The organism is bacterium (assembly GCA_020444065.1).
GTDB lineage: Bacteria > Sumerlaeota > Sumerlaeia > SLMS01 > JAHLLQ01 > JAHLLQ01.
In genome coordinates this window covers 81,766-101,426 of record JAHLLQ010000007.1, presented here as the reverse complement: position 1 = coordinate 101,426, position 19,661 = coordinate 81,766, and the positions used below count along the sequence as shown (strand labels likewise).

Here is a 19,661-nt window from a genome sequence, read left to right as displayed (position 1 = left end):
TGGTTTGAATCCCCCGCGCAGGCGCCGTCTCTGCACAATTCATGGAGCTCGGCAATGGCGACTGGTGATTTCGATGGAGACGGATTCCTCGATATCGTTTCCTCCGAAACATACTGGGGCGATACGGGCCCAGAGCAGATGGACTATGGCATCGCGATCTTCCTCGGCAGAGAAATCGGTTATCCAAGACCCGGGATATCCGTCCCCACGCGAACCGCTTCGGAGATATTCAGTACTGCCGATTTTAACGAAGATGGTCTTGATGATCTCCTCGTCAGCTACGGCTCAAGCAATACTGTATCCGTTTTCGTCGGACACGAATCCAAGTTTCTCGACGAGGGCACATCATTCACGCTTCATCTCTACCAGCAGGCCCCACCATGTCACGCCATTGGCGACATCAATGGCGACCAACACCTCGATCTTGTATTGGGCACGTCGTATGTCTTTTCCGAGTACATCGATTTCGTGTTTGGGAATGGGGACGGAACATTTCAAGAGCCCATTTCCTTTCCTGTTCCGCCCTCTCTGAATGCCGATTTACTTGTACTTGGCGACTTTGTCGAGGACGGTCATCTCGACATGATGATTGATGGCAGGTCGCTATTCTACGGCGATGGGACCGGCTCATTCACATGGCATGCCGATCTGAGCGACCGATTGGAGCTAGCTGACTGCCTTGCGTTCGATTGCAATGCCGATGGCCATCTCGATTTCGTGCAACTGGTTGAGGATTCACCATTTCGACTCCGTGTACATTTGGGAAATGGCGAAGGGAGATTCACGCTCAGTCAGGAAGTAGAGATCGAGGACGAACCGAGGCGCCTCGCCGTCGGTGACGTCAACAACGACGGGTTCCCGGATCTTGTGTGTACTACTGCAATCGATACCCCTCAGAGCAGTGTCGCCATTCTGCTCTTCTTGGGGAATGGTGATGGCTCGTTCAAGGAAGGCGCCGACCTCGGTATTGGAGATCAAACGGCAAGGCTCATCCTTGAAGACATTGATGGAGACAAGAACACTGATCTGCTGCACTCCTCCTTTTGGAAAACTCCACGCATTTCATTCGGGAATGGTGATGGGACATTCATGATGGCCCTCTCCTCGATCCCGGCAGGCGACAGACCGGGATCTGCGCAAAGTGCGGATCTGAATCGCGATGGAGTTCCGGATGTCGTCGTGACAAGCCGGGCTCTCTACCCAGATACGGATGTAGACGCCACTCTGACGATCCTGCTCGGAAACTCTGACGATTCATTCTCGACGCCCACCACGATCATCGTTGGAAAACAGATCGCCTATGTCGCCATCGAGGACTTCAACGGCGATGAAATCCTCGATCTCGTGGCGAGCGGTCACCGCTCCTCCACGCTGAACTGCTATCTGGGAAAGGGCGATGGAACTTTCCAAGAATCGCTGCCGACCGACCTGATGGTCCAGTCTGAGGATATCCAAACTGAAGACCTGAACGGAGATGGAATCCCTGATCTTGTTCTCTGTACATCGGAGACCAAAATCGAGGCCCTTCTCGGAGAGGGAGACGGCACATTCACTGAACTACTACCACTCTTAACCGGCGGAACCGACTCGTTGCCCGGTTGGATCGAAGACTTGAATGGAGACAATATCCCAGACATTGCAGTCCCAAATGTCAGTGAATGGCGTGTATATTTCGGCAAGGGAGCCGGCCTTTTCGGGGTTCCAACCATCTACTCAGGGACGTTCAAGCCGTTCAGCATCGCCGGTGGTGACCTCGATGGAGATGGCGATAAAGACCTGGTCGTCGCGGGTTTACGCGATCAGATTTTTGCCCCCCCAACAACCTACGTCTATGTCAATGATGGAACGGGGAACTTCACACTTCATGCAACCCACGTGGATCTGTGGAGTAGCCCACTCCAACTCCTGCTGAGAGACGTGAACGGTGATGCCAGGCTCGATATGATCAAGTACTTGCATGGCCCTGGTTTTTTTGCCATCTATCCTGGCCGTGGAGATGCAACCTTCGAGGCCCCTGTGGTTCTTCCCCTTGAACCGGGAGGCGTCGGATTTTCCACCGCCGACTTCGACTCCGATGGCGACCCGGATCTCGTCTTCACCACTGATGACGGACTCTCCATCCTTTACAATCTCACCTTCGGCCAAACACTCCCAATCGTCGGCTGGATGGCCAAATAGAAGACACTCCGCCCCCGGCATGCTTTACCGGGGGCGGATTCATGTCCTTCTCTATTCAAAAACTACCCAACGTCACACGCCGGCTGTTTCCTTTGCCGGCATCATCGAGCCGCTTTCCATCAGGCGCAGGTGGAAATCGAACGCGTGGCGCAGATCGTGGGGGATGTGCCCCTTCGAGGCGCCCGCCAGGTACTCGCGCAGCAACGGACGGTAATCCGGGTGCGCACAGTTCTCGATCACCAGTTCGGCACGCTGGCGCGGTGTCTTTCCGCGCAAGTCCGCGAGCCCTTGATCCGTTACCAGCACCTGCACCGAATGCTCGTTGTGATCAACGTGGCTTACAAACGGAACGATCGCGCTGATCGCGCCACCCTTTGCAATCGACGGCGTCATGAACATCGAGATGTACGCGTTACGCGTAAAGTCACCCGACCCGCCGATGCCGTTCATCATCTTGCTGCCACAGACGTTCGTCGAGTTCACGTTGCCGTAAATGTCCGCCTCGAGCGCCGTGTTCATCGAAATCACACCCAGGCGACGAATCGCCTCCGGGTTATTCGTGATCACCTGCGGGCGAATTACAATCTTGTCCGCGAACGTATCGAAGTTGTCGTAAACGTAGCGCAACTTCTCCTTCGTCACGGTCAGCGAACACGTCGACGCGCCGAGGCACTTGCCCTCCGCGATCAGATCGATCATCGAATCCATCGCCACTTCCGTGTAGAAGTAGAACGGCGGGATACGCGCATCCTGGCCCAGCGTTGCCATCACGGCGTTCGCGACGTTACCGACGCCCGCCTGCAACGGCAGCAGTCCGTACGGCACACGCCCCGCGATCTGTTCGCGCACCAGGAAGTCCACAACGTGCCGACCGATGTTCGCGCTGGCATCGTCGAACGGCTTCCATGTACCGGCCTCGTCCTCCAGGTTCGTCTCGACCACGCCGATGACCTTCTTCGGATCGATCAGACAGAACGGTGTGCCGATTTTGTCGAGCGGATGGAAGATCTGCAGCGCGCGGCGACGCGGCGGCGGCGGCGGCTCATACACATCGTGCATCTCGCGCAACCGCGGATTGTGATAGCGATTCACCTCGATCAGAACCTTCTTCGCCTTGCGCAGAAACGTCGACGAAGCCCCCTGGGAGGTGGTCAGATAAACGTGACCTTCGGGGGTAACCGCCGTGGCTTCCACAACAGCGATATCGATGTCGCCCAGGAAGCCATACTCCAAATACTGCGGGACGTGGGAAAGATGGAGATCGAAGAAATCGATCTCGCCATTGTTGATCTTCTTCCGCTCGCCGGCATCGCTCTGATACGGGCAACGGAACTTGATCGCATCGGCCGCGGCAAGCGAACCGTCCAAGCTATCGCCACTCGACGCACCGGTGATCAAGTTGATCTTGAACGGTTTGCCGTCCTCGTGAAAGGCGTCAGCTCGTTTTGCGATGGCTGCGGGGATGACCTTTACTGCGCCGGCGGCAGTAAAGCAGCTCATGGCCACCGTCATGCCGTCATGGACTTGTTCCGCGGCCTCCTCGGGTGTAAGGACCGCATACTTCTCAATCATAGGAAACCTCGCTCCAGGGCTGGGGGAAGGGCGCACGAATCCAGTAATGTCCCTCCCGGTTGGCGCCAGTCAACCCGAGGCAAATGGCGGGACTCCAGCTAAATCTGCACCCCAACGTGGATAAAAGCGATAAAAATTGTCGTAATGATGTAGGGGCTTGCCTCCCCGCCCACTCAAAGCAACTCTGAACCATCCTGGAGGCAGACTCCGATGCTCCTGCGAGCGCTTATCTTCCTCGGCCTGAAGTTCTGGCTCATTCTCATCGGGCTTTGGCCGTTCGGGAATGCATTGAAGCCTCGCATCCTCCTGGGGTCGCTCGCCTGTCAGCTTGCCGCGAGCGCCTTCTGGATCCTCCGCACACCGGCCTTCGGAACCGTCTTCGCAGCGATCGCGCTCTTTCACCTCGTTGGTGTAGCGACTGCGTTCTTTCGGCCGCGCGGAGAGTGGTACCTGATCCCGTCGGGCGACCCGGGGCTGAATCCGCTAATCACTTTCTGCTTCTTCCTGCTCGCAATCTATCTGGTCGGTTTCCCGTTTCCACAGATTTTCGCCGCGGCCGGCTCACCGATCAGCTTCGCAGGAATCTTGAAGGCCTTGGGCAGCGCCAACACCCTCTCGCCGCACAGCCTCATCTTCTTCGCCACGATCATTGTGCTGAGCAATCCGCGTGAGGGGAATCCACTGTTCAGCACTTGGACCGGCGCATCTTCGATCATGATCGGAGTCGCGGACGTGTGGATCCGTCCAGGCGAGTCGCTCGTCCCTGAAATCACTTACTTGGTTCTGGGTCTGATTTGTTTCGTCTTCGCGCGATTGCAACGGCGCCAGTTGAAGAAATCTTCGCCGAACGGCTCGCTACTCACCCCAAACAACGATCTCAGCGATTCGGACCGTCGGGGATCTTGAGAGGAAATTCGGCTCCAGAACCTCCAGCCGAATCGAATCCAACATCGCGTCCGAATCGATCCAGATGCGTTCGCGCGCCACGGGCTCGTCGTGCTGCACCACCGCCAGAGGCTTCCAGCCGTGACCATTCTGATCTTGCCCGGAGAGAGCGAAGCTCTTTACATCGAACTGTGGCGAGAACCCGCAGCTTTCCGCATGCACAATATCCACGGCACGGATGCGTGCCGGACTGTAGAACTTCAGCTCCACCCAGTGATTCCCCGCCCCCGCAGATTCGTCTTCACCCGAGCGGAAACTCGCATCGGACAGCACCATGTGCGCATCGCGTGGTCCCGCGGCCCAGAACTGACCCAGGCCACGGCTCCAGGCCGCCTGCCCGTCGATCAACGCGCCCGGCCCGTTTCGCATCACGCCCTCGTTCGAAGCGCGCACGACGCCGATCGAAATCGGGCGCAGCATCTCGCCGTCGCGCCCGACCATTGTCGCCTCGCGCGGTACCGCCGCCACCGCCACGCGCGTCGAAAGCATCCCCAGCTCGCGCGTCCACTCTTCATTCTCCATGTCCGCAATCATCCGCCGGCGATCCGCCGCCAACTCAATCGCCTCCGTCGCGCCCTGCTCGGCCAGGAAGTCCGCCATCTCGCGGCGCGTCACGGCCACCTCGCGCCGCCCGATACGCCCCGCCTGGCTCAGCATCACCCACGAACCCGAGCGGTCCGTCGCCAGCGCCGTGCGAATCGCCTGCTCGCCGACCTCGCCGTCGAACTCACCGCCGCGCATCAGCAGATTCTCTCCCTGCAGCGTCAGCACCGACAGCTTCACCGCGCCCGGCAGCTCGACATCGAAGTACAACGTCCGCGCCTGCATCAGCGCCTGGCGATGCTCCGGCGAGAGCCCCAGCGGAATAATCAGCGCCCAGTCGTCCTCGTTCAGCGAATACCGGTCGAGCGGCTTGGGCGTTCCGGCCAGCCATCGCCGGTGCGACGTCGGCACCGCGTCGTTCCAGATTGAAATCGCAGGATGCGCATTTCCGGGGGCGGGCTGCAGCGGCACCGCCAGCGTCCCCTCCGGCCACGAGGCCCCCGCCACGGAACTTCCGCTGAACGCTCCGGAGTACAACGCCGGCAAATCCGCCGATGGCGCGCCGTTAATCGACCCGAGCGGAATCTCTGCATCATCGCTGGTAATGATTGTGCCTGATAACTCTGCCGGCTCCATCAGGCGAACCGCGCCTTCCGGCAGAACCGCCGCCACCGGACCCGTCGCGGGCCAGCTCAACAGCTCGCCGCGAACAAAGAGCAGACCCTGCATCCACTGGGCGCCCGACAGATCGGGCTCCAGTTCCCAGGCCAGGATCGCCTTGGCCTCGGACTCCTTCGCCATCTCCTCCAGGTGCTCGCCGCTCCACGGACCGCGCTCCGGCAGGATCGCCTCCAGCGTCGCGTTGCGCGCCGCCAGGTCCACGCGAAGCAGTTGCGCCTCCAACCGCCCGTCGTTCGTCGTGCGCATGTAATCCGTCATCGTGATGTCCGCGGCCAGCATTGTGCGCTCGCCGCGGGCACGCCTCAGGACATTCTGCGCCGGAGCCACCGTCACAACGGCAAGACTGGCCATCAGCAGACCCCAGGCAACAAGCGACCGGCGGTCACCGATCGCCCTTCCTCTCGTCGCTCGCCGCTTGCCGATCGCCACGAATCGTCTACCTCAGCGTCTCTTTCAGGAACTCGTCGGAAATCCGCCGCGCGTCCTCGGCCGCCTTCGGGGCATAGCCGCCTTGATTGGAAGGATTGGCAAACGCGTGGCCGACATCCGGGAAAGTCTCGATGCGATAGGGCACACCCGATAGAGCCAAACCGTCCGCCAGGGCGTCGACCTCTTTCAGCGGAATGTGCGAGTCCGCCTCGCCGAAAATCCCCAACACGCGGCCCTGGATCCGACCCAGTTCCTCCGGATCGGTGATCGGCGTCCCATAGTACAGCACACACGCATCGATCCGCGGCTCCGCGATCGCCAACTGCAGGCTCTTCGTCCCGCCAAAGCACCACCCGATACAGCCGATCGGCTGCCCCTTCGTCTGGGGCAGCTTGGCCAGGAAATCCACCGCGCCGCGCATTGTTGCCACGGCAGCCGCGTCATCCACCTCGCCCTTCAGCGCCGCCGCGTCCGCCGGACTGGTCGCAACCCGGCCGTTGTACAGATCCACCGCCAGTGTCACGTAGCCCAATCGCGCCAACCGCTCCGCCTCCGACTTGATGTGCTCATTCAAGCCCCACCACTCGTGAATCACCACGATCGCCGGCACCGGGTCGCTTGTGGCCGGACGGCACAAATACGCATTGTGGGTCCCGACCGACGACGAGTAAGAAATCTCACCGGATTTGATGGAGAACGGACGTGACGCCTTCGCGGCGTCGTCCAGATCGACGTTTGCGCCGTCGCCGGCACATCCGGCCAGCGCCAGCGTCAGAATCAGAATCATCGAGTGCAGGGGCATGCGATATCGAAGCATGGGAAACCTCCGAGGCGAATTGGACTTCCCTTCGAACGCAGAAAGCGGGCCGCCCGCCTTCCCGGCACTCCAAAGGATGGAGCCAGGTGCCTGACAAGCAACGGATTATTTGCGTGATTCCCTCCCGGTATGCCGCCGAACGACTCCCCGGCAAACCACTCGTCCAGATCATGGGGCGCCCCATGATCCAGTGGGTCTACGAATCCGCCTGCGCTGTCGAGGCCTTTGACGAAGTCCTTGTCGCGACCGACGACGACCGCATCAAGGAAGCCGTCGAGAGCTTCGGTGGAACCGCCGTCATGACCTCCAAAGACTGTCCCTCCGGCAGCGATCGCGTCATGGCGGCCCTCGAAGGCCGCGGCGCCGACATCATCGTCAACGTCCAGGGCGACGAACCCGCCATGCCCGTCGCGACCATCGAAACCGCGCTCTACGCGCTGCTCGATCACGACGACGCCGATGTCGGAACCGCCTGCATCGCCATCAAAGACCGCGAGCGTTTCCGCGATCCCAACGTCGTCAAAGTCGCCCGCGCCGCCGATGGCAAAGCCCTCTACTTCAGCCGCTCGCCCATCCCGTTCGTCGGTCGCATCCCGCTGGCCGAGCTCGAAAAGCCCTACTTCGTCTACGGCTACAAACACATCGGCATCTACACCTATCGCCGCAAAGCCCTCGAAGCCTTCGTCCACATGTCCCCCACCCCGCTCGAACGCATCGAGCGCCTCGAGCAACTCCGCTTCATGGAAGCCGGATACCGGATTTACTGCGGTGAAACCACCAGCGACTCCGCCGGCGTCGACACCCCCAACGACATCCCGCGCGCCGAAGAAGCCCTCCGCGCCATGGGGCGCGGAGTCTGAGACCCCTGGGACCGCTTGCGTCACGTGCTCGTGCTCGTGCGCGTAATCGAAATCTCGAAAACCGAGTGCGAGTACGAGTACCGCTCCGCTGAGTACGAGTACGCCCCCACGAGGTGACTTGGGCATCCTGCCCAAGAGCCCACCCGCCAATCCTCGCCCTTCGAATCGCCCCTCAAGGCGCAACGCCCCACCCCATACCAGCCCAGGGAGTCCTGACTCGTCCGCCGTAGCCCTTGCGAAGGCGGGAGGCGCGACCCATCGCCCCCCCCAACCCCAGCGGGCTCTCCAACATCACTGGGCTTGAGCAAGGATGCTCAAGTCACCTCACCCCCGCGCTTTGCCCCCCTCGTGCTCCTGCTCGTACTCGAAACCCCAAGAACCGAGTACGAGTACGAGTACCGCTCCGCTGAGTACGAGTACGCCCCCTCGAGGTGATTTGGGCATCCTGCCCAAGAGCCCACCCGCCAATCTTCGCCCCTCAAGGGGCAACGCCCCGCCCCATACCAGCCCAGGGCGCAAGCCCTGGGTCCCCAGCGTCCAGGCCCAGGGAGCGCTGAAGGCGCGACCCACCGCTCCTTTGCGTTGACGATGCCCGAACTCGGGACCACATTATCAAACAAAGTCCCCAGCAGCGAGGGCCGGGGGCCTCTGTGCCTTTGTTCGCCCTCAAGCCGGTTTGTCCGCGTCCGCAGCGCGGACCACTGACAGGAGAATTTCGATGATCTGGAAGCAGACCACTGCCCGGAAGTTTCTCGCTGGATTGATCATATTGTCGCCTGTGGCGGCCCTGGCCGGAGTCCCCCTCGTGGTTCCGCCGGAACCGGCTGTCAAACCGGTCATCACCGCGCCCGCCCAGCAAGATCGCAACAGCGACCGCATTGACGATCGACTGATGGAAACCGTGGCTGCCGTGAAGATGCAGATTGCCTCGCGCTCCACCACGATTCCCGAGAAGAAAGCCGCATTGGCCCAATGGGAATCCACGATCCCGGTCAACATGGTCTTCGATCGCCAGATCACACGCGATCAGATGAAGCAATTCGTCGATCTGGGCGGCGAAATTACCTATATTTATCAAAACCTGGGCTACGGATGGCAGGGTACCTTGCCGATGAAGAGTATCGAGCGCCTGCCCAAGCAGATGGGCAGCGATCTTCTGCTCGTCCAACAGCCCGTTCCCATGAAGATGCACATCCACACCGCGACCCGCACCGGCCGCGTGCGCCAGGACATCTGGACCACCGGTCTCGATGGCGGCAGCACCGACACGATCGGCATCGCGATTATCGATACGGGCATTTCCGGCGGAACAACGGGCAGCACGGCCGGCAACACCCACACCGACTTCGCCAACCTGACCTACTGGGAAGACATGACCACCGATGCGGAGGCCAATCCCATCGACGTCCAGCAGCACGGCTCCCACGTCGCCGGTATCGCGGCCGGCTCCGGAGCCAGCGGGGGGGCAAACCCCACGACCATCGAAGTTACGAATTCCGGTATCTATCCCCCCGATCCGGGCAACATCAACGCTTTCAGCGTTGGCACCCTCGATGTCCCGACAAACGCCACGGCAATGGACTGGGTGGAGACCCTGTCTTGGGAGGGCGGCGGCGGCCGTGAGGTTACCCTCGGCCTTCTCGCCTATCAGCCGGGCTCAGGATACGCCCTGGTCGGATCGGACAGCGCCGTCACGACCAGCCCTCAGACCTTCAGCTCGATCGGCCTCCCGAACCCGATTTCGGCATTCGGCTCGCCGACGAATATCTGGCAACCCGCTACGTGGAAGAACAACGACACCACATTCGGCACATCGACACACTACTCGAACATCAGCACGCTGACCGCCATCAACGGCGGCGAAGACTTCGGTGTCGGCGATGCATTTGATCTGTTCCGCGGCGTCGCCGCCGGCGCCGAACTGGCCGCCTTCAAGGTCTTCTCCAATGACGGATCCGGCAACAGCGCCTGGACCCAGGCCGCTCTCGACCGCATCGTCACTCTCAATGGCAGCGGCCAGGACATCAAGGTCGCCAACCTCAGCCTCGGCACAGGCGCCGGCGTCCTCGACCAGACCACCCGAGACAAGGTCAATACGCTCGTTGCGAACGGTGTCGTGGTGGTTGTCTCCGCCGGGAACGACGCATCGGCATTGGGCTCGAACACGATGGGCGACCCCGCCCGCGCCGCAAAGGCCATCACCGTCGCCGCGTCCAGCGACACTAATCAGCTCACTGATTACTCCAGCGAAGGCTTCACACCCTCCGCCGCAGAAGAACTTCTCGGCATGGGCCACAAGCCGGACCTCATGGCTCCCGGCGGCTCTGACGACCAGAGTTACATCACCTCCGTCGACTCCAACGATTCAGATGCGGCTGACGCGGGGGACTTGGGCATCGCCGACGTCCGTGCCGACGACTATCAGAGCCTCAAGGGCACTTCGATGGCTGCGCCGTTCACCGCCGGTGCCGTCGCGCTCGTCATCGACGCCCTGCAGGACAACGGCATGGCCTGGTCCTTCCTCAGCGACTCTGGCCCCCTCTATGTCAAGAACCTCCTGCTGATGACCGCCACCGAGTCCAACCAGACCCGCGAGGGCGGTGGCAGCAACCCGACACTCGATCGCAGTGGCATGTGGGATTCGCAGGAAGGCTTTGGAATGATCAATCCCGACGCCGCCATCGAAGCCGGCACCGAGGTCTTCGTCTCGCCGCTCAGCGCGACCCTCGGCTCCAACCCGACCGATCGCCGCGCCCTCGCCCGCCAGGTCGCTCTCGTCACCTCGAACACCGTGCAGTACAACCTCGCCGTCCCGACGACAGCCGACTACGACCTTTACCTCTTCAGCGGCACGCCCGACGGCGAAGGCCAGCCCGTTCTGCTCGCATACAGCGCAAGCGCCGGGCTCGATACGGATGAAGTCATCATCTACGAACCATCCGCGACCGAAGACGGCGCCCTGGTTGCCAAGTGGGTTGCCGGCGACGGCACATTGACGCTGACGGAAGGCGTTCCGCCTACGCCGACACCTTCCCCCACCCCGTCCCCGACGCCGACACCGACGGACACGCCAACCGCGACTCCGACGGATACTCCGACGCCGACGCCCAGCGACACGCCCACTCCGACGCCGTCACCCACACCGTCGCCGTTCCCGACGAACACACCGATTCCGCAAAACGGCATCGATCCTCTGACGCCGCCCGATATCGATGGCGACGGAACGGATCTGGACCCGATCGTCGTTCAAAACGACTCCGCGCCGTCAACTACGGCGCTGCAGATCGCAAACCTCCGCGTCGCGCACGACAACGACTTCCTGTACCTGCACATCGGCGCCGTCGTCCCAACCGAGCCCTCGCCGCAGAACGCCGCGCTTTGGATCTTCTTCGACGGCCCGAACGCTGGCGTAAACCCGGTCACGGATAATGGCGGCCAGGGCCCCGTCGGTGCCACCGACGGCCAGAACGGCGTCACCCTCGAGCCCACCATGGAGGCCGACTACCTCTTCTGGCTCGAGAACGGCACCACGGCCAACCACGACATCTACGCACTCTCGGTCCTGAACTACGACCTGGCGACCAGTGACGTCTGGTGCGATATCGACCTCGGAGTCGGCACCTACACGCCGACTGGATTCGAACCCGTCGGCTTCACGATGCAGTTCGACAATGCCGGCGGTTTCAGCGTCCCGGGCGACACCAGCATCGTGAACACAGGATGGGAACTCGCCATTCCGCTTACGGCCCTTGGCTTCACGGCGCCTCTGACGCCGATCACTCCGCAGCAGGAGGTCCGCTTCATGATCGCCGCGGGCGATGCCAACACCGGCTTCTACACGAATCAGGTGCTTGGGCCGACCAGTTCCGCCTCCGATCTCGGCGGTGGAATCGCCGTGCTGAAACCGGACTTCGAACTCAATGCCTACGGCGCGGGAGGCGGCCCCGGCGGCTTCACGGGCCTCCAGACCAACGTCTACCAGTTCGGCCACGTCGCCTCCGGCATGGAGTCCTGGACAACGTTTGAGTAGCAGCAGGTCACCGACTGCATTATCTCAGAGGGGCGCCGTCATCCGCGGCGCTCCTCGTTTTGGAAGAAAGGGGTTCTTATGGACGACGTTCGATTGGTCGGCAAACTGATGCCCGTGCGACTCCTTGTGCTGGACGTCGACGGCGTACTGACCGACTCCGGGATCTACCTGGGCGAGTCGGAGGAAATGAAACGATTCACAACGCAGGACGGCATGGGAATCTCCCTGCTGCAGCGCGCGGGCATCGCCGTCGCGATCATCACCGCCCGCGAGAGCCGCGCCGTCGAACGCCGCGCGGGGGAACTCAAGATCACCCACCTCTACCAGGGCCGGCACGACAAGCTCGATACCATCAAGGAACTCGCCGTCGAACTCGGGCTGGAGCCCGCGCAGATCATGTACATGGGCGACGACCTCGTCGACCTGCGCCCGATGCGCTGGGTCGGCGTCGGCGCAGCGCCCGCGAACGCCTGCGTGGACGTGCGAAACCAGGCCGACATCGTCACGCACGCGGCCGGAGGCTACGGCGCCGTGCGCGAAGTCGCCGAACTGATCCTGCGCTCACAGAACCGCTGGCAGGAAGTCCTGAAACCGTTCTTGGAGTTAGATTAGGGAAACGGGACCTGCGTCTCCACAGGCCCCGACATCAATCAGGGCAAACCGTGTGTCACCCCCACGTCGTTGATCCGCTTGGCGAGTGTCACGTCGAGGGTCGTCACGCTCTCGAACTTGTGCGTCCAGAGCTGAAGCTTGACCTTGGTGAAACTGATCAGAATATCCGGGTGGTGGTTCATCTCCTCGGCTACCGGTGCGATGTCGTTCACGAACTCCATCGCATCCTGGAACGTTTTCAGCCGAAATCGCTTCACCAGTCGCTTCCCCTGGTATTCCCATCCGGGCAGTTCCGTCAGTGCCTCCTCGATTTGGACCTCGTTGAGAATATCCTTCTCGCTTGCGGTCGTCATTACTTGCTCCTTGCATGAACAGGTCGTTGGGTGGTTTGAGACGATGCACGGAACACGCTACGCGGCCGCACGCGCCCCACGCAAGGTCAACTGAACATGCCACAGGACAAAATCACCCCTCTCCAGATCGATCGCGCATGGGCTAACCTCGACGAAGAGAAGCCCGAAGCCGTCCTTGAAGCGCTCCAGGAGGACCATTACGAGACCACCGCCGCACATACGCTTCGCGCCATCGCCCTGGAAGAACAAGGCCGCCACGAGGAAGCTGTCGCCGAATTCGACGCCATCCTGAAGCGCCAGCCCGAGAACGCCGTCGCTCGACTCAACCGCGGCCTCGCCCTCCATGGACTTGGACGAAACGCCGACGCGGCAAAGGATTTCTCCGCCGGCCCTATCTTCCCATCGCCCGGATTTCTGAAGCGATTTCTGCGACGCTTCTGGCCCCTTCACTTCGAGAATCGCGAGCTCCTCGCCCGCGGATTCGACGACGTCCAGCAAGATTGGCCGCACAAAGCAAAGGTCCAGGCCTTCCGCGAAAGCCCCGAGAGCTTCTCACCCGCGGCACGTCGGCGTCTCGCCCGCGATCTCGAACGGCACGGCATGAACATCTATCACCGCGGCGCCCATGCCACCGCGTGCCGAATCTACGAAGCCGCCTGGGAGCTCGATCCCGAAGACGAGATCATCCGCGCCGGATACTCCTGGTGCCTGCTCGGGTTCGGTTTCCACGAACAATCCCGCGAACTGATCGAACCCCTCGTGCGCGACGGCGCGGAACGCTACCGCACCGAGCGCCGCACCACCGCACTTCCCCACCCCCAGATCGTCGTGCAGTGGGCCTGGTGCCTGCACGAAGCCGGCGAGCACCGCGAAGCCCTCGCCGTTCTGTCCACTGTTCGCCCCGAAGGCCCCGACGACTTCGGCTCACACATCGTCGCCGCCCTCAGTTGGGACGCCCTCGGCGACCCCCTCAACGCCGACCGTGCCTACGTCCCCGCCCTCCAGGACTACTTCCTCGACACCTGGGAGCAGTTTATCCAGCCCTTCATCAAGAAGACCGTCAGTTGGCTCGCTGAGGAATCAGCCCCCGAATAGGGCAGTGAATTACCCAACCGGGGACAATTCTCCCCAACATATTCCACACATATCAATCGACCATCGTTTTTAGTGGTTTTACGCCATTGTTTTTGTTGCCAGGCCCGCCGCGCTTGCACTACTGTTCATGTTGCCCTCGGATGAGTTGAATAAGTCTCGAACGCCGATCCCGATTTACGTCTCTCCGAGGATCAATCAAGGTAAGGAGAGAGGAAATGAAACTTCCGCATTTCCGACTTGGGATTGCCCTGTCGGCAACGATTCTGGCCACCGCAATCGCTTCAGCGCAATACACGCCGGTGCAGACTACCGAGCAATTTGAAGGCTGGTCGTCGTCGTGGGCCGGGCGCCTCTTCAACTACACAACCGTCCCACCGACCGCCTTCCCGATGCCCAACTCGAACGGGGTAATCCTGGAACCCGAATCGCCCTCGCCCGCCGGCACCGAAGAACTTCGTATCGCCTCCTCGGACGAGAACACCTGGATGCTCGCCGCATGGGCCTCTTCGCCTCCGGTCACGGAGCCACAGAATCCGACAGCGTACGAGTTTCAGACAGAGGCGGACACGCTCTACGCCTACCGCTGGCATCTCAGCAGCGATGCCCCCCCGGGCACGGAGTCGAGCCAGACGGATCTCTGGCTGAACTTCCATGGCCTCGTTCCTCAGGTCTGGCGGGCCTCCGAACAATGGGGGCTAGGCAGCCCAATCGGCCCGAATACGAACACGCGCCCGATGACGCAGTACGTCTACTCCCGCTCCCCCGCCGGTGCCATCCTTGCATTCTATACTCTGGATACCGATGCAACGCGAGGGATCGACACAACCCTGTGGGAGATCGACGTACTCAAGGTCGACCTGGAGAGTCTGCCGGGCAAAACCGTCCTCTACAACGGAGGCGGAGTCTTCAGTCGGGGAACCGGTGAACCGACACCTGTGGCTGATCCCGTGCCCACTCCATTCGATCTCGAAAACCAATGGCGTTTCGTCAATCTGCAGACCGAGCGGGTTATTGGAATACGCGGCTCCGGAGGCGACAAACTGGTCATCGCCCCTACGATCGACCTGGAAGCCCAGAGCTTCGCGACCTGGATTTCCGACGGCGGCTCTGCTCCCCTGATCCAGAATCTTCCACCGGGAAAGCTGCTCGTCGCAGATTTCTGGCTTTCTTCTCCGCTCGCTGACGATCTCCCCGACATCATGCCGTACGTCGAAGTGGCACTGATCAGCGATTCCAACACCTCCGCCGACCCGCGCCGGTTCTCCACGGTGCGATTCGATTCTGCCAAGACCGGCGAGAACGACATGGCCTTGGAGAAGCTCGCAAAGCACTATCGCGTCGTCATGGATCCCCAGATCCCCGACGGAACGACCGCCGGATTCAACGCGCTCATCCGAGTCGATCTGGCCGATCCGTACCGCTTCGAATTCCAACCCACCTTCAAATCCGGAATCATCAACATTCACCGCGTCACGATCACGTCTTACGACACAGTATCCATTCCCTGATTGCCGTAAGGATCGCTCGAGATCAAGACCCGGCGGCGAGACGAGTCAACGTCGCCGGGTCTTTCGTTTTGTGCGAGAACACAATGTCGCCCTCGCTGACAGTGCCGTTCGTCGGATCGTACACCGTCGTGTCGATCAGCGTCGTGTTCAGCTTCCCGTCCGGGCCGACACTCGCCAGCGAATAGCTGCCGAATTTGTCCGCCTGGATCGCGGTCAGATTACCCCCTGCAAGGTAATTGTACACGAGCGGTTTGCCGAAGATGTCTTCCGGCAAGCTGGTAATATACGCTACGGGCTTCGTCAGATCCAACAGGTGCCCCGAGAACCCGATTCCGTTCGGCGCGGAAGGATACCGATTGTTGTCGACCGCAAAACTCTCGAGCGCCGTCTGCAGACTCCTCATATCGGCCTTCGCGCGAGAGACCTTCGATCGCGTCTGCGCCTCGAGCAGGTTCGGCACCGCGATGGCCGCAAGGATTGCAATGACTGCCACAACGACCAGCAGCTCGATCAGGGTGAAACCCCGCCCTGCCGCTCGATTCTCCAAGCGCCACCCGCCCCTCGCGATGGTGACGTTTCGAAACAACATGACTCTTACTGTCCCTTCTCGATTCGGATGCCGATCTGTGCGCCATCCGAATTCGGGTCGACATTCAGGTCCACCTTCACATCCGCGTCGTCGCCGATGTGCCGATGATAGGAATCCGTCAGCGCCGCCTCCACCTGAGCCTTCGCGACCTCGGGGTCGACGCCGTTCTTGATCATGTCGCGCAGGGCATCGATGCTATTCTGCGCCTCACGCTGGAACTGCTCCATCTGCTTATTGTTCAACGGCGGCTCTTCGCCGTCACCGATGCGCTTCGAAACATCGACGCTCAGCCCGCCCAGCTCATTGAGTACGGCGCGGTCTGCATCCGTCATCTGGTCGATGGGCTTCGTCTGAATCTCGCCATCCTTGAGCGTCAGGATCCGGCTCAACGCCGCCGCCTGCTCCGCCGGCAATTCGCTCAAAGCCTCATCCAGCCCATTCGGGTCGTTCAAATTGACCAGCAGCTTCTTTCCTGACCCCGGGAAGTCCAACGTGGCGAAGGCCATCTCCTTCTCTTCGCCGCCGCCGTCGCCCGGCGCCATCGCCTGAACGTGCCGCTGTGCGCCCTCCGAGGCGGCGGAACTCGACGCCGACTGATCGGACGACTTGAACATAAAGAACGCCGCTCCGCCCGCGAGAGCGAGAACAGCCAGTGCAATCAGTGCTTTGTACATGATTCCGATTTCCTTTCGGGTTCGTGATACCTGGTCGAGGGTTTGGTGCACGCCGCGCAGCGCAGGCCGCACGGCACCGTTGGAATCGCAAGCGCTCCAGTCCCGCACCCAACGGGCGCTGTCATCGGAGCGACTCATCGTGCGCAGGGCAGGCGCCTTGCCCGGCGCAGCGGTGGCCTTTCGGCCGCGCGTCACGCGGCACTCGCCACCGGCAGTCTGAAGACGAACCCCGCCGTGCAACACCGCCACGTCGAGTTCGCTGTCGTGAATATTCAGTTCAAACGCCGTCCCCGTGACGATCACCTCGCCATGCGGCGTCAGCGTCCGGAAGGCTCGCTCGGCATGCTCGGCCACCAGGGCCAATGCCCGCCCCGCAACCAACCGCAGCAGCCGCTCTGCCTTCGTCCAGGCGCACAGCTCCAACTCCGCGCCCTCCGCCAGCCAGACATCGCTTCCATCGTCGAACCGCAGCAGCATCCGGCCGCGATCGATCGTAATCTTCGTCCCGGTTGCCAGCCGCGCCCGCTCATCGATCGAGTGACTCCGCCCCGTCTCCGGATCGATCGCCGTCGCCTCGCCCGACAGCAGAATCACCGTCGCGGTCAACGACTCCGCCCGACGCCGCAGCATCTTGCGCACGTCCGCCAGCCGGCGGTTCTCGAAATCCTTGGTCAGCGCATCAACGTCAGGAAACATTGCCGTTCTTCCTTCGGGGGCGATGGTCTTCCGCCAGCGATTCGCGCAGCTTCTTCAGCGCGCGATAGTACTGTGTGGCGGCGGTGTTGGCGGGCCGATCCAGCGCCTCGCCGATTTCGCGAAATGTCAAACCTTCGAACACGTGCAGCAGAATCACCTCGCGGTCGCGCTCCTCCAGCCGACCCAGCTCCGCCAGGGCCGCCTGCTCGCCCTCGCGCCGAATCAGCTCCTCCAGCGGCCCCGCATCGTCCGACGGCAGAACATCCAGCCCATCCTCCGTCCCGGCCAGATCCACGATCGCCGCCGGCTTGCGCCCGCCTCGGCGAACCTCCAGACAAACCCGCCGGCAGATCGCAAACAGCCAGGGCCGAAACGGCCGATCCGGCCGGAAAGTCCGGTGATTCTCCAGAATCCGCAGCAACGTCTCCTGCGTCGCCTCCGCGGCCGCTTCTGCATCGCCCAGCATCGACGCACAGAACCGCAGCAGATCCCGGTAGAACGCCACCGCCAGGGCATCCATTGCCTCTGGATCGCCGTCGTGGAACGCCGCGCGGAGTTCCGAACTCGGTTCCTTGGCGTGTCGTGTTGGAGAATCGCTCACGGCGGTCCTTTCGGGCAGCGTTCAACTATACTTGCCGTGGCGCGCCGGATTTTTTCACGCTTTTTCGCCCCCAGGCAAAAAAACGGCGCCCCCCGCATGGAGGGCGCCGTCCGACAATCGCGGGTCCGGGCCATCTACTCGATGGCCCTCAGACGTCTCTCCGGCGGCGTTTCGGTCGCCTCCGGCTCAGTCACGTCCTCTTCTTCGTCTTCGTGGTCGTAGGTGGGTTTCTTCCTGGCCATGCCTCTCTCGTCGAACCCCGAGACAATCGTCTCGTAGCTGACGTACAGACCCAGCACATTGGTCATTTCCGCGTCGATATGGCTGATCTCGACAATCTGGCCATTCCGGGCGGCGGACATCACGCTGGCATCGCCAAAGCTGATGAACCCGAACAGAACCGCCACGCTCGACGAGCGACCGATCCGGTTGCCCATCTGCGTGCCGTGGAACTCGATATCGACAGGGAAGGTTGTATGATTGAAACCGGTGCCCCAGTAGGGCCGGACGGGCGTGTTGTAGAACACGCAACCGTTCAGCATCAGGACACACAGGGCGAGCAAGCCTCCCCGCAGGGCGACCGCTCGAAGCGCGGTGTGTTTGTCTCTAGGAATCATTGGCCGTACACCTCCACGGTGAATTCGGCATAAATCCCCAGGATACACAGCGCCTCATAATCCGCATAGGCCACCTTCTCGATCCCGCCCTCGCGGACGATCGTCGAGACCGCAGCCTCATCCCACGCAAACCCGAGCCCAGTGATCAGGAAGTCCCGGAAGTACTTCGTGCTGCGCGCAGAGTACTTCTTCGAATCCCGGCCAACGGGCGTCTTGTCGTAGTGGACGGTGAGAGGGGCTTTGATGTTGGTGAACAGCAGGCCGTTCGGCGGAACCACCGGCGCCGTATAAAAGGCGCACGATGTGCCAAAGACAGCCACGAAGACCAGCGCAGCCAACGTCGCAAGCCCCCGCGTTCGATGGAGGAGCAGGCGCGCTTTCATCATCATTCCCCGTAAGCTTTCGTCGTGAAGCCCTGGTAGATGAACAGAATATTCAGATACGAATAATCCACGTGATCGATCTGCTCCAACCCACCGTTGCGGGCCGCCGACGTCACGCTCGCATCGCCGAACGCAAACAGGCCGAAAATGCAGACCGCGGTGGACTTGCCCATCGCGTAACCCACCGGCGTCTCGTCAACGTCCGTATCCAGCGGAGCCGACACGGCCGTGAACAGACCGCCCTGGGGCGGCATCACGGGGGCGAAATACCCCACGCATCCGGTGCAGAACAGTGTACAGGCGCAAACAAGCGCCAAAATCCAACGTCGCATAAGAACGCTCCTTGGGTCCCCCGCCCCCCCGGGCTGGGGAAAAGAATATCGAAATTCCGTCACTCCTGACTCTTTGTGCCGAATCTCACCGTCGCAGGCAATCTGAAAGTCCCCAGCCCCCCTCGTGCTCGTCGTCGAGCCCATCG

General features: G+C 61.6%; 17 protein-coding genes. 7 read left to right on the top strand and 10 right to left on the bottom strand.

The genetic code is table 11. The features are described from left to right. The first annotated feature begins 54 nt into the window (after positions 1–54). Positions 55–2,178, top strand: a complete 2,124-nt coding sequence (locus KQI84_16220; protein ID MCB2156421.1) for a VCBS repeat-containing protein — start codon at positions 55–57, stop codon at positions 2,176–2,178. A 72-nt stretch (positions 2,179–2,250) separates the two neighbouring features. Here the strand turns inward: KQI84_16220 and KQI84_16215 are convergent, their stop codons facing one another. Continuing rightward, the gene (locus tag KQI84_16215; protein ID MCB2156420.1) at positions 2,251–3,750 is read right to left on the bottom strand and encodes a succinate CoA transferase; all 1,500 of its coding nucleotides are present in this window, start codon (positions 3,748–3,750) and stop codon (positions 2,251–2,253) included. A 210-nt stretch (positions 3,751–3,960) separates the two neighbouring features. Here KQI84_16215 and KQI84_16210 point away from each other — a divergent pair, with 210 nt between their 5' ends. Next, positions 3,961–4,656 carry a hypothetical protein gene (locus KQI84_16210; protein ID MCB2156419.1) on the top strand — a complete coding sequence of 232 codons (696 nt, stop codon included), beginning with the start codon at positions 3,961–3,963 and terminating at the stop codon, positions 4,654–4,656. On the opposite strand, the gene KQI84_16205 is transcribed toward KQI84_16210, so the two are convergent. Beyond that, positions 4,606–6,270: a hypothetical protein gene (locus KQI84_16205; GenBank protein MCB2156418.1), complete on the bottom strand. Its 1,665-nt coding sequence runs from the start codon at positions 6,268–6,270 to the stop codon at positions 4,606–4,608. The two genes, KQI84_16210 and KQI84_16205, sit on opposite strands and share 51 nt — an antisense overlap. Before the next feature lie 85 nt (positions 6,271–6,355). Further along, the gene (locus KQI84_16200) at positions 6,356–7,165 is read right to left on the bottom strand and encodes a dienelactone hydrolase family protein (protein ID MCB2156417.1); all 810 of its coding nucleotides are present in this window, start codon (positions 7,163–7,165) and stop codon (positions 6,356–6,358) included. Positions 7,166–7,269: 104 nt separating this feature from the next. Between KQI84_16200 and kdsB the strand changes: the two genes are divergently transcribed. The 3 genes from kdsB to KQI84_16185 all read left to right on the top strand — a co-directional run bounded on the left by kdsB (position 7,270) and on the right by KQI84_16185 (position 12,667). Beyond that, entirely contained in the window at positions 7,270–8,025 is a 756-nt protein-coding gene (gene kdsB / locus KQI84_16195; GenBank protein ID MCB2156416.1) for a 3-deoxy-manno-octulosonate cytidylyltransferase, read from the top strand. 718 nt (positions 8,026–8,743) lie between these two features. Next, on the top strand, positions 8,744–12,055 hold the full coding sequence (locus tag KQI84_16190) for a S8 family serine peptidase (protein ID MCB2156415.1): 3,312 nt from the start codon (positions 8,744–8,746) through the stop codon (positions 12,053–12,055). A 78-nt stretch (positions 12,056–12,133) separates the two neighbouring features. Beyond that, positions 12,134–12,667: an HAD hydrolase family protein gene (locus KQI84_16185; GenBank protein MCB2156414.1), complete on the top strand. Its 534-nt coding sequence runs from the start codon at positions 12,134–12,136 to the stop codon at positions 12,665–12,667. Positions 12,668–12,705: 38 nt separating this feature from the next. Here the strand turns inward: KQI84_16185 and KQI84_16180 are convergent, their stop codons facing one another. Further along, positions 12,706–13,020 carry a 4a-hydroxytetrahydrobiopterin dehydratase gene (locus KQI84_16180; GenBank protein MCB2156413.1) on the bottom strand — a complete coding sequence of 105 codons (315 nt, stop codon included), beginning with the start codon at positions 13,018–13,020 and terminating at the stop codon, positions 12,706–12,708. Between the two features lie 96 nt (positions 13,021–13,116). Here KQI84_16180 and KQI84_16175 point away from each other — a divergent pair, with 96 nt between their 5' ends. Beyond that, on the top strand, positions 13,117–14,115 hold the full coding sequence (locus KQI84_16175; GenBank protein MCB2156412.1) for a tetratricopeptide repeat protein: 999 nt from the start codon (positions 13,117–13,119) through the stop codon (positions 14,113–14,115). A 215-nt stretch (positions 14,116–14,330) separates the two neighbouring features. Then, on the top strand, positions 14,331–15,623 hold the full coding sequence (locus tag KQI84_16170) for a hypothetical protein (protein MCB2156411.1): 1,293 nt from the start codon (positions 14,331–14,333) through the stop codon (positions 15,621–15,623). A 22-nt stretch (positions 15,624–15,645) separates the two neighbouring features. On the opposite strand, the gene KQI84_16165 is transcribed toward KQI84_16170, so the two are convergent. From KQI84_16165 to KQI84_16140, 6 genes are all read right to left on the bottom strand, one after another. Beyond that, positions 15,646–16,212 (bottom strand): type II secretion system protein GspG, encoded by a 567-nt coding sequence (locus tag KQI84_16165; GenBank protein ID MCB2156410.1) that lies wholly within the window; start codon positions 16,210–16,212, stop codon positions 15,646–15,648. A 5-nt stretch (positions 16,213–16,217) separates the two neighbouring features. Next, complete coding sequence (locus KQI84_16160) at positions 16,218–17,582, bottom strand: FecR family protein (GenBank protein MCB2156409.1); 1,365 nt, start codon at positions 17,580–17,582, stop codon at positions 16,218–16,220. After that, positions 17,572–18,183, bottom strand: coding sequence for a sigma-70 family RNA polymerase sigma factor (locus tag KQI84_16155; GenBank protein ID MCB2156408.1), 612 nt, complete (start codon positions 18,181–18,183; stop codon positions 17,572–17,574). The genes KQI84_16160 and KQI84_16155 overlap by 11 nt, the downstream gene beginning before the upstream one ends. Positions 18,184–18,317: 134 nt before the next feature. Further along, positions 18,318–18,800 (bottom strand): TRL-like family protein, encoded by a 483-nt coding sequence (locus KQI84_16150; protein MCB2156407.1) that lies wholly within the window; start codon positions 18,798–18,800, stop codon positions 18,318–18,320. After that, complete coding sequence (locus tag KQI84_16145) at positions 18,797–19,189, bottom strand: TRL-like family protein (GenBank protein ID MCB2156406.1); 393 nt, start codon at positions 19,187–19,189, stop codon at positions 18,797–18,799. Before KQI84_16145 ends, KQI84_16150 begins: the two co-directional genes overlap by 4 nt. After that, positions 19,186–19,515, bottom strand: a complete 330-nt coding sequence (locus KQI84_16140) for a TRL-like family protein (protein ID MCB2156405.1) — start codon at positions 19,513–19,515, stop codon at positions 19,186–19,188. The genes KQI84_16145 and KQI84_16140 overlap by 4 nt, the downstream gene beginning before the upstream one ends. Positions 19,516–19,661 lie beyond the last annotated feature (146 nt).

Excerpts from the sequence above, each read along its gene's own strand:
- KQI84_16220 (MCB2156421.1), top strand. The coding sequence starts at position 55 with ATGGCGACTGGTGATTTCGATGGAGACGGATTCCTCGATATCGTTTCC.
- KQI84_16215 (MCB2156420.1), bottom strand. The coding sequence starts at position 3,750 with ATGATTGAGAAGTATGCGGTCCTTACACCCGAGGAGGCCGCGGAACAA.
- KQI84_16210 (MCB2156419.1), top strand. The coding sequence starts at position 3,961 with ATGCTCCTGCGAGCGCTTATCTTCCTCGGCCTGAAGTTCTGGCTCATT.
- KQI84_16205 (MCB2156418.1), bottom strand. The coding sequence starts at position 6,270 with ATGGCCAGTCTTGCCGTTGTGACGGTGGCTCCGGCGCAGAATGTCCTG.
- KQI84_16200 (MCB2156417.1), bottom strand. The coding sequence starts at position 7,165 with ATGCTTCGATATCGCATGCCCCTGCACTCGATGATTCTGATTCTGACG.
- KQI84_16190 (MCB2156415.1), top strand. The coding sequence starts at position 8,744 with ATGATCTGGAAGCAGACCACTGCCCGGAAGTTTCTCGCTGGATTGATC.
- KQI84_16185 (MCB2156414.1), top strand. The coding sequence starts at position 12,134 with ATGGACGACGTTCGATTGGTCGGCAAACTGATGCCCGTGCGACTCCTT.
- KQI84_16180 (MCB2156413.1), bottom strand. The coding sequence starts at position 13,020 with ATGACGACCGCAAGCGAGAAGGATATTCTCAACGAGGTCCAAATCGAG.
- KQI84_16175 (MCB2156412.1), top strand. The coding sequence starts at position 13,117 with ATGCCACAGGACAAAATCACCCCTCTCCAGATCGATCGCGCATGGGCT.
- KQI84_16170 (MCB2156411.1), top strand. The coding sequence starts at position 14,331 with ATGAAACTTCCGCATTTCCGACTTGGGATTGCCCTGTCGGCAACGATT.
- KQI84_16165 (MCB2156410.1), bottom strand. The coding sequence starts at position 16,212 with ATGTTGTTTCGAAACGTCACCATCGCGAGGGGCGGGTGGCGCTTGGAG.
- KQI84_16160 (MCB2156409.1), bottom strand. The coding sequence starts at position 17,582 with ATGTTTCCTGACGTTGATGCGCTGACCAAGGATTTCGAGAACCGCCGG.
- KQI84_16150 (MCB2156407.1), bottom strand. The coding sequence starts at position 18,800 with ATGATTCCTAGAGACAAACACACCGCGCTTCGAGCGGTCGCCCTGCGG.
- KQI84_16145 (MCB2156406.1), bottom strand. The coding sequence starts at position 19,189 with ATGATGATGAAAGCGCGCCTGCTCCTCCATCGAACGCGGGGGCTTGCG.
- KQI84_16140 (MCB2156405.1), bottom strand. The coding sequence starts at position 19,515 with ATGCGACGTTGGATTTTGGCGCTTGTTTGCGCCTGTACACTGTTCTGC.